The 9,049-nt window shown below is 73.8% G+C and carries 7 protein-coding genes; 5 read left to right on the top strand and 2 right to left on the bottom strand.

Going from position 1 to position 9,049, the window contains the following annotated elements; translation table 11 throughout:
* Positions 1–129 precede the first annotated feature (129 nt).
* Positions 130–1,731, bottom strand: a complete 1,602-nt coding sequence (locus ABZT03_RS41840) for an acyl-CoA carboxylase subunit beta (RefSeq protein ID WP_356049253.1) — start codon at positions 1,729–1,731, stop codon at positions 130–132.
* Positions 1,732–1,841: 110 nt separating this feature from the next.
* Here ABZT03_RS41840 and ABZT03_RS41845 point away from each other — a divergent pair, with 110 nt between their 5' ends.
* Both ABZT03_RS41845 and ABZT03_RS41850 read left to right on the top strand, forming a co-directional pair.
* On the top strand, positions 1,842–2,708 hold the full coding sequence (locus tag ABZT03_RS41845; RefSeq protein ID WP_356049254.1) for a biotin--[acetyl-CoA-carboxylase] ligase: 867 nt from the start codon (positions 1,842–1,844) through the stop codon (positions 2,706–2,708).
* Positions 2,709–3,036: 328 nt separating this feature from the next.
* Positions 3,037–4,197: an adenylate/guanylate cyclase domain-containing protein gene (locus ABZT03_RS41850; RefSeq protein ID WP_356049256.1), complete on the top strand. Its 1,161-nt coding sequence runs from the start codon at positions 3,037–3,039 to the stop codon at positions 4,195–4,197.
* 94 nt (positions 4,198–4,291) lie between these two features.
* On the opposite strand, the gene ABZT03_RS41855 is transcribed toward ABZT03_RS41850, so the two are convergent.
* On the bottom strand, positions 4,292–4,999 hold the full coding sequence (locus tag ABZT03_RS41855) for a hypothetical protein (RefSeq protein WP_356049258.1): 708 nt from the start codon (positions 4,997–4,999) through the stop codon (positions 4,292–4,294).
* A 200-nt stretch (positions 5,000–5,199) separates the two neighbouring features.
* Here ABZT03_RS41855 and ABZT03_RS41860 point away from each other — a divergent pair, with 200 nt between their 5' ends.
* The 3 genes from ABZT03_RS41860 to hutH all read left to right on the top strand — a co-directional run bounded on the left by ABZT03_RS41860 (position 5,200) and on the right by hutH (position 8,940).
* Complete coding sequence (locus ABZT03_RS41860) at positions 5,200–6,000, top strand: enoyl-CoA hydratase-related protein (protein ID WP_356049260.1); 801 nt, start codon at positions 5,200–5,202, stop codon at positions 5,998–6,000.
* A gap of 168 nt (positions 6,001–6,168) precedes the next feature.
* Positions 6,169–7,314 (top strand): GGDEF domain-containing protein, encoded by a 1,146-nt coding sequence (locus tag ABZT03_RS41865; RefSeq protein ID WP_356049262.1) that lies wholly within the window; start codon positions 6,169–6,171, stop codon positions 7,312–7,314.
* 87 nt (positions 7,315–7,401) lie between these two features.
* Entirely contained in the window at positions 7,402–8,940 is a 1,539-nt protein-coding gene (gene hutH / locus ABZT03_RS41870) for a histidine ammonia-lyase (RefSeq protein ID WP_356049264.1), read from the top strand.
* The last annotated feature ends 109 nt before the right edge of the window (positions 8,941–9,049 follow it).

Below are 9,049 nucleotides of genomic sequence, written 5' to 3' on the forward strand. Positions count from 1 at the left end.
AGGCGGAGCATCGCCCGCGTACTGGATGTACTCGGGTGATGCGACAACGCGGCGTGGGGGTACCCCCGGCCGAAGGCTGGGGGAGCCGTGCCGGGGGTCGCGAGCCGGTGAACCTTTCCGGTCACGGCGCTAGAGGGGGATGTTGCCGTGCTTCTTCGGCGGCAGGGACCCCCGCTTGGTGCGCAGCTGCCGCAGGCCGCGGACGACGTGACGGCGGGTGTCGGACGGCATGATCACACCGTCGATGTAACCGCGCTCGGCCGCGATGTAGGGGTTGAGGAGGGCGTCCTCGTACTCCCGGATGAGCCGCGCCCGGGTCGCCTCCAGCTCGCCGGCGGCCTCCGCCTCGGCGATGGTCCTGCGGTGCAGGATGTTGACCGCGCCCTGCGCGCCCATGACGGCGATCTGGGCCGTCGGCCAGGCCAGGTTGAGGTCGGCGCCCAGGTGCTTGGAGCCCATGACGTCGTACGCCCCGCCGAAGGCCTTGCGGGTGATCACCGTGATCAGCGGGACCGTCGCCTCCGCGTAGGCGTAGATCAGCTTGGCGCCGCGGCGGATGATGCCGGTGTGCTCCTGGTCGACGCCCGGCAGGAAGCCCGGCACGTCGACGAAGGTGAGGACGGGGACGTTGAAGGCGTCGCAGGTGCGCACGAAGCGCGCGGCCTTCTCGCTCGCGTCGATGTCGAGGCAGCCCGCGAACTGCATCGGCTGGTTGGCGACGATGCCCACCGGACGGCCCTCGACCCGGCCGAAGCCGGTCAGGATGTTCGGCGCGAACAGCGACTGCGTCTCGAAGAACTCGGCGTCGTCCAGGACGTGTTCGATCACCGTGTGCATGTCGTACGGCTGGTTCGCGCTGTCCGGCACGATCGCGTCCAGCTCGCGGTCCTCGTCGGTGACGGCGAGGTCCGCCTCCTCCGGGTAGACCGGCGGCTCGCTGAGGTTGTTGGACGGCAGGTACGACAGCAGCTGCTTGACGTACTCGATCGCGTCCTTCTCGTCGCCTGCCATGTGGTGGGCCACGCCCGACGCGGAGTTGTGCGTCCGGGCCCCGCCCAGCTCCTCGAAGCCGACGTCCTCACCGGTGACCGTCTTGATGACGTCGGGACCGGTGATGAACATGTGCGAGGTCTGGTCGACCATGACCGTGAAGTCGGTGATGGCGGGGGAGTAGACCGCGCCGCCCGCGCACGGCCCGACCACCAGGCTGATCTGCGGGATCACCCCGGAGGCATGGGTGTTGCGGCGGAAGATCTCACCGTAGGCACCGAGGGAGGCGACCCCCTCCTGGATGCGGGCGCCGCCGGAGTCGTTGATGCCGATGACGGGACAGCCCGTCTTCAGCGCGAAGTCCATCACCTTGACGATCTTCTGCCCGTACACCTCGCCCAGGGCACCGCCGAAGACGGTGAAGTCCTGGGAGAACACGGCGACGGGGCGGCCGTCGACGGTTCCGTAGCCGGTGACGACGCCGTCGCCGTAGGGCCGGTTGCTCTCCAGCCCGAAGTTGGTGGACCGGTGGCGGGCGAACTCGTCGAGTTCGACGAAGGACTCCTCGTCGAGCAGGAGCTCGACCCGCTCACGGGCCGTCAGTTTGCCCTTGGCGTGCTGCTTCTCGACGGCGCGTTCCGAGCCGGCATGCGTCGCTTCCTGGATACGGCGCTGCAGGTCCGCCAACTTGCCGGCGGTCGTGTGGATGTCGGTCTGTTGCGGCTCTTCCGGCTCGGACATCGGGATACGGCTCCCTGCCTGCTCAAAAGGGGGGACGGTTACTCATCCGTAGAGTAGTGGCGGCCCTACCGATCGGCAGTGCGGCGTTTACCACACCTAGGGTGGCTTGCATGACGCCGCCCGATGCAGCAGACGCGAACGACAGCCGCTGGTCCGACCTCGACCGCCCGCCCCTCAACGCCGCCGCCCTGCGCCGGGCGCTGCTGCGCGAGGGCGGCCTGTGGTCGGGCGTCGAACTGGTGCAGCGCACCGGCTCCACCAACTCCGACCTGGTGGCCCGCGCCGAGGCCGGCACGGCCGCCGAGGGCGCGATCCTGGTCGCCGAGGAGCAGACGGCAGGGCGCGGCCGCCTGGACCGCCAGTGGACGGCGCCCGCCCGCTCCGGCCTGTTCTTCTCCGTCCTGCTGAACCCGAGTGAGGTCCCGGTGGCCCGCTGGGGCTGGCTGCCGCTGCTCACCGGGGTGGCGGTGGCCACCGGGCTGTCCCGGGCGGCGGGCGTCGACACGGCACTCAAGTGGCCCAACGACCTGCTGGTGACCGTCGGCGGCGAGGAGCGCAAGGCCGGCGGCATCCTCGCGGAGCGGGCCGGTGACCGGGGGGTGGTCGTCGGGGTCGGCATCAACGTCTCGCTGCGCGCGCACGAGTTGCCGGTGCCGCAGGCGGGCTCGCTGGCGCTGGCGGAGGCGGTGAGCACGGACCGCGACACGCTGCTGCGCGGGGTGCTGCGGTCACTGGAGGAGTGGTACGGCCGCTGGCGTGCGGCCGGCGGCGACCCGGCGGTGAGCGGACTCCAGGAGACGTACGCGGCGGGATGCGCCACGCTGGGTCGACAGGTCCGGGCCGAGCTGCCCGGACAGCGCTCGCTCGTCGGGGAGGCGGTGGCGGTCGACGGAGACGGCCGACTCGTGATCGCCACCGAGGAAGGGGTACAGGAGCCGGTGGGTGCGGGCGACATCGTCCATCTGAGGGCGGCCTGAGGCCGGCCGGAAGGCGGCCTGAGGCCGGTCGGAGGGCGGGCCCGCGGGTGGGTCCGACGGCGGTCCGCGGGTGGTCTCACGGCGGCTGACGAGGCCGTCCGCGGGCGGCTCGCGTCGGCCCGAGGCGCCGTCCGGGTCGGTCCGGGTCCGTCCGGGCGCGGGAAGTGTTCCGGCGGTGGCACGAGGGCTGCCCGGCGGGTCCCGGGACCGGTCCGACCGGCCGGGAAGGGGCAGCGTGGGCCGCACCTCACGGAGTGAGCTGGCGCACACCTGCCGTAGAGTTGAGGCCGGTCGATACCTGGCCGTGACAGATCGGAAGGCAGCAGGCGTGACCGTCGACGACACGGGCTCCGGCACGGACGGGGACGGCCGGATGGACCCTCCCCCGCTCTCGCCTGCCCTGGAGCCGGAGGACGACCAGGCCGCGGACTCCGGTCAGAACCCCCTCGCCCTGCGCCTCGAACAGCTCATCCTCGGCGCCGAGCGCCGCTACACGCCCTTCCAGGCGGCCCGCAGCGCCGGCGTCTCCATGGAACTGGCGTCCCGGTTCTGGCGGGCCATGGGCTTCGCCGACATCGGCCAGGCCAAGGCCCTCACGGAGGCCGACGTCCTGGCCCTGCGGCGGCTCGCCGGTCTCGTCGAGGCGGGCCTGCTCAGCGAGGCGATGGCCGTGCAGGTGGCGCGGTCCACCGGGCAGACCACCGCCCGGTTGGCCGAGTGGCAGATGGACTCCTTCCTGGAGGGCCTGACCGAGCCGCCCGAGCCGGGGATGACGCGCACCGAGGTGACGTACCCGATCGTCGAGCTGCTGCTGCCCGAGCTGGAGGAGTTCCTCGTCTACGTGTGGCGGCGCCAGCTCGCCGCCTCCGCGGGCCGGGTCATCCAGACCGCCGACGACGAGGAGATGGTGGACCGGCGTCTCGCCGTCGGTTTCGCGGACCTCGTCGGGTTCACGCGGCTGACCCGGCGGATGGAGGAGGAGGAGCTCGGCGAACTCGTCGAGGCGTTCGAGACCACCGCCGCCGACCTGGTCGCCGCCAACGGCGGACGGCTCATCAAGACGCTCGGCGACGAGGTGCTGTACGCCGCCGACGACGCGGGCGTGGCCGCGGAGATCGCGCTGCGCCTGATCGAGACGATGGCGAACGACGAGACGATGCCCGAGCTGCGCGTCGGCATCGCGTTCGGCACGGTCACCACCCGCATGGGCGATGTCTTCGGTACGACGGTGAACCTGGCCTCGCGGTTGACGTCGATAGCGCCTCGTGACGCCGTTCTCGTGGACAGCGCCTTCGCGGAGGATCTGATCCGCACGGGAGAGGCGCCGGCCTCCGAGGCGGAGGCGGCCGAGGCCGCGGCCGCCGCGGAGAAGGAGGGCGAGGAGCCCCCCACGTACCGCTTCGCACTCCAGCCGATGTGGCAGCGCCCGGTCCGCGGCCTCGGCGTGATCGAACCCTGGCTGCTGACCCGCCGCAGCGTGGAGCCTTAGCCCCCGCTCGTCACAGCGCCCGCCCCGCCTCACCGGTCGGGTGACCGCGGGCCGCTCCCCGTCCGGCGTCCGGTGGGTCGCCGCCTCGGCGTGCTCAGTCGTGGGCTGTCTTCAGGGGGTCCACGCACAGGCCGATGATCGGCACGCACAGGCCGGGGGCGCCCGGGGCCGGGGGAGCCGTGGCGCGGGTCGGGGCAGGAGCCGCCGGGGTGTGGGTGGGCCGGCCGGCGGGGGCCGTCGTGGTCGGGGAACGGGGTGTCGGCGTGGGCGCCGGGGTGTTCGCCGTGTCCGGGATGGTCGTGCTGTCGGGCTCCGGCGTCGGCCCGGCGGCATCGGCACCTGCGGCGGCGGCGGCGGTGGCCGGGGCCGTGAACGGGGACGCGGGCGCGCCGGCGGCGGGCAGCAGGCCGGCGTCCGGGGTGGGTGACGGGCTCAGGCCGCCCATGGCCGACGTCGACGACGGACTCACCTCGGGCGCCTTCCTGAGGGAGGCGGCCGCGTTCGTCGACCGGCCCGCGTCGGTGCCCGGGTCGGCGCTGGGTTCGGCCTCCGCGGAGTCGATCCCGGCGACGCCCGAGTCCGGCGCCAGGCGGACCAGGCTCAGCACTCCGGCGGCCAGGGCAAGGCCGCCGGCGGCCAGCAGCACCTTGCGGGGGCGCGGCCTGCGGTGCCGGCCGCGGACGCGCGGGGCGAAGAGACGGAGCGGCTCGGCGGCGGCACCGGCGACGGCGGACCCGGCGACGGCGCCCGCCGCGTCCGCTCCGGAACGTCCTTGCGGCCCGACTGTCGTGTACGTCGTCACGATCCCTCCCCGATGCCATGGCGGAGCGCACGTTATGCGCTTCTGTGGGCGTTCGGGAGGGAGTTGGGCGAGATGTCACTCGTACGAGGTGTCGGGTCCCGGGCCGGGAACCGGGCGGCCGCGGCTCGGCCTTTCCCCGGGTGGGCCTCGGCTGCGATGATCGGGGGCAGGTTGTTAACCCGCGTTAACTGGAGGGTGTCATGGGCGAGGAGCGGTTCGGGGAGTTCGTGCTGGTGCGGCGGCACGAGGACGGGCATGTCGCGGAGCTGGCCCTGGACCGGCCCAAGGCGATGAACGCGGTGTCGACCGACATGGCCCGCTCGCTCGCGGCCGCCTGTGCCGCGCTGGGCCGGGACCGGGACGTGCGGGTGGTCGTGCTGACCTCTACGCACGAGCGGGCCTTCTGCGTCGGGGCCGACCTGAAGGAGCGCAACTCCTTCAGTGACGCCGACCTGGTGCGGCAGCGGCCGGTCACCCGGGGCGCGTACACGGGGGTGCTGGAGCTGCCGGTGCCGTCGATCGCGGCGCTGCACGGGTTCGCGCTGGGCGGCGGCTTCGAGATCGCCCTGGCCTGTGACCTGATCGTGGCCGACCGGACCGCCGTCGTGGGGCTGCCGGAGGTGTCGGTCGGGGTGATCCCGGGCGGCGGCGGCACGCAGCTGCTGCCCCGGCGGGTGGGGGCCGCGCGGGCCGCCGAGCTGATCTTCACGGCGCGGCGGGTGGAGGCGGCGGAGGCCCGGGAGTGGGGGCTGGTCGACCAGCTGGTGGAGGAGGGCCGGGACCGTGCGGAGGCCCTCGCGCTGGCCGCCCGGATCGCGGCGAACTCGCCGGTCGGACTGCGGGCGGCGAAGCAGGCGCTGCGGCTCGGGCACGGGCTGGACCTGCGGGCCGGGCTGGAGGTCGAGGACGCCGCCTGGCGCTCGGTGGCGTTCTCCGGCGACCGAGCGGAGGGCGTGGCGGCCTTCAACGAGAAGCGCGCCCCGAACTGGCCGGGGGAGTGAGCCCCGCGGCCGGGCGGCGCGGTGGAGAAGCGCCGTCCGACCCCATCGGCCCCGCCCGTCGCGCCACCCCCGGGCGTCACGGCCGCTCCGCCCCGCTGGACCCTCGTACCAACACCTGTTCGGCACAACAATGTCCCCATAAGTCCTGAACCTCCCTAGCCTGGGGTGATGGGTGAGGACAAGCGGCTCGCGGCTGTGGTCGCGTTGGCGCAGGGCATGGCGGCGGCCCACGGTTCCCGGGAGGCGTGGCGCGCCGCCGCGTCCGGGGCGTGCCGTGCGCTGGGCGGGAGCTTCGCCGCGCTGTCGGTGTGGGAGCGCGAGCTCGGCCGGCTGCGGGTCCTCGTGAACATCGGGGCGCGCGCCGCCGACGAGGAGGAGTTCCCCGAGGGTGAGGCGTACCCGGTGCACCAGTTCCCGGAGATCACCGAGTTCCTGCACGAGCGCTGGGCCGGGGGCGGCGAGCCGAACGCCTGGGTGGAGACCGCCGAGGGGCCGGCGGCGGGCCGCCGCCCGGGTTACGTCCATCAGCGCGTCGCGGCCCTGCGCCGCCGGGGTCGCGGTTGCTGCGTGGTCGCGCCGATCGTGCTGAACGGGCGGGCTTGGGGCGAGCTGTACGTCGCCCGTCCGGCCGGCGCGCCCCTCTTCGAGCGGGCCGACGCCGACTTCGCCACCGTGCTGGCCGCCGTGGTCGCCGCCGGTATCGCCCAGGCGGAGCGGCTGGAGGAGGTCAGGCGGCTGGCGTTCACCGACGCGCTCACGGGACTGGCCAACCGCCGTGCCGTCGACGGGCGGCTCGACGAGGCGATCGAACGCCACCGGCGCGAGGGCCTGGTGGTCAGCCTCGTGGTGTGCGACCTCAACGGGCTCAAGCGGGTCAACGACACCCGCGGCCACGCCGTCGGCGACCGGCTGCTCGAACGGTTCGGGTCGGTACTGTCGCTGTGCGGGGCGATGCTGCCCGGCACGCTCGCGGCCCGCCTCGGTGGCGACGAGTTCTGTCTGCTCGCGGTCGGGCCGACCGCCGACGAGGTGGTCAAGGCGGCCGGCGAACTGTGCCGCCGGGCGGCCGACCTGGAGCTCGGCGACGGTGTGGCCTGCGGGGTCGCCTCCACCGAGGACCCGATCGGGCCGGTCCGCTCGGCCCGCCGGCTGTTCCGGCTGGCCGACGCGGCCCAGTACCAGGCCAAGGCCGAACGGGCGGGCAGACCGGTGGTCGCCGGGCGGCACGGCCCGGACGATCCCGTCGTACGGCTGGCCGACGAGCCGTCGGGTGAGGCGACCGCGGAGCGCCGCCGGTTCCGGGGTCGGCACTGACCGCCGGCCCCGCACATCGGTAAGGGGCGAACCGGGTCCCCACTGGTGACATCTTCGAATTCACTGCGTACGCTCCTGAATATGGATATGCACACTGTGGTGGTGGGGACGTCCGGGGTGACCGCGTCCGACGTGCTCGCCGTGGCGCGCGAAGGCGCCCGGGTCGAACTCTCCGAGGAGGCGGTCGCGGCCCTCGCCGCGGCCCGCGCGATCGTCGACCGGCTCGCCGCCCGTCCCGAACCCGTCTACGGCGTGAGCACCGGCTTCGGCGCCCTGGCGACCCGGCACATCAGCCCGGAACTGCGCGCCCAGCTCCAGCGCAACATCGTCCGCTCGCACGCCGCCGGGATGGGACCCCGCGTCGAGCGCGAGGTCGTACGGGCCCTGATGTTCCTGCGGCTCAAGACCGTCTGCTCGGGCCGCACCGGCGTCCGGCCGGAGGTCGCGCGGACCATGGCCGACGTCCTCAACGCCGGCATCACCCCGGTCGTCCACGAGTACGGCTCCCTCGGCTGCTCCGGTGACCTCGCCCCGCTCTCCCACTGCGCCCTGACCCTGATGGGCGAGGGCGACGCCGAGGGCCCCGACGGCGCGGTCCGCCCGGCCGGCGAGCTCCTCGCCGAGCACGGCATCGCCCCGGTCGAACTGCGCGAGAAGGAAGGGCTAGCCCTCCTCAACGGCACCGACGGCATGCTCGGCATGCTGGTCATGGCCCTCGCCGACCTGGACACCCTCTACAAGTCGGCGGACATCACCGCGGCGCTCAGCCTCGAAGCCCTCCTCGGCACCGAGAAGGTGCTCGCGCCCGAGCTGCACGCCATCCGCCCGCACCCCGGACAGGGCGACAGCGCCGCCAACATGCTGGCCGTGCTGGAGGGTTCGGAACTCACCGGCCACCACCAGGACGGCGCGCCCCGGGTCCAGGACGCCTACTCCGTGCGCTGCGCCCCGCAGGTCGCCGGTGCCGGACGCGACACGATGGCCCACGCCCGCCTGGTCGCCGAGCGCGAACTGGCCTCCGCCGTCGACAATCCCGTCGTACTGCCCGACGGGCGGGTGGAGTCCAACGGCAACTTCCACGGCGCCCCGGTGGCCTACGTCCTCGACTTCCTCGCGATCGCCGCCGCCGACCTCGCCTCCATCGCCGAGCGCCGCACCGACCGGCTGCTCGACAAGAACCGCAGCCACGGCCTCCCGCCGTTCCTCGCGGACGACGCCGGCGTGGACTCGGGGCTCATGATCGCCCAGTACACGCAGGCCGCCCTGGTCAGTGAGCTCAAGCGGCTCGCCGTACCGGCCTCCGCGGACTCGATCCCGTCCTCCGCCATGCAGGAGGACCACGTCTCCATGGGCTGGTCGGCCGCGCGCAAGCTGCGCACCGCCGTCGACAACCTGACGCGGGTGCTCGCGATCGAGCTCTACGCCGCCACGCGCGCCGTGGAGTTGCGTGAGGGCCTCACCCCGGCGCCGGCCTCGCGGGCGGTCGTCGAGGCCGTGCGCAAGGCGGGCGTCCAGGGCCCCGGACCCGACCGCTTCCTCGCCCCCGACCTCGCCGCCGCGGACGCCTTCGTGCGCGACGGCCTGCTGGTCACGGCGGCCGAGACGGTCACCGGGCCGCTCCGCTAGTGCCGTGACCGGATAGGTTCACCGGCTCGCGACGCCCGGCACGGCTCCCCCAGCCTTCGGCCGGGGGTACCCCCACGCCGCGTTGTCGCATCACCCGAGTACATCCAGT

The sequence above is a fragment of the Streptomyces sp. NPDC005574 genome, from assembly GCF_040605435.1.
GTDB lineage: Bacteria > Actinomycetota > Actinomycetes > Streptomycetales > Streptomycetaceae > Streptomyces.

Bases quoted from the DNA above. Each gene is read 5' to 3' on its own strand.
- ABZT03_RS41840 (WP_356049253.1), bottom strand. From the start codon at position 1,731: ATGTCCGAGCCGGAAGAGCCGCAACAGACCGACATCCACACGACCGCC.
- ABZT03_RS41845 (WP_356049254.1), top strand. From the start codon at position 1,842: ATGACGCCGCCCGATGCAGCAGACGCGAACGACAGCCGCTGGTCCGAC.
- ABZT03_RS41860 (WP_356049260.1), top strand. From the start codon at position 5,200: ATGGGCGAGGAGCGGTTCGGGGAGTTCGTGCTGGTGCGGCGGCACGAG.
- ABZT03_RS41865 (WP_356049262.1), top strand. From the start codon at position 6,169: ATGGGTGAGGACAAGCGGCTCGCGGCTGTGGTCGCGTTGGCGCAGGGC.
- hutH (WP_356049264.1), top strand. From the start codon at position 7,402: ATGCACACTGTGGTGGTGGGGACGTCCGGGGTGACCGCGTCCGACGTG.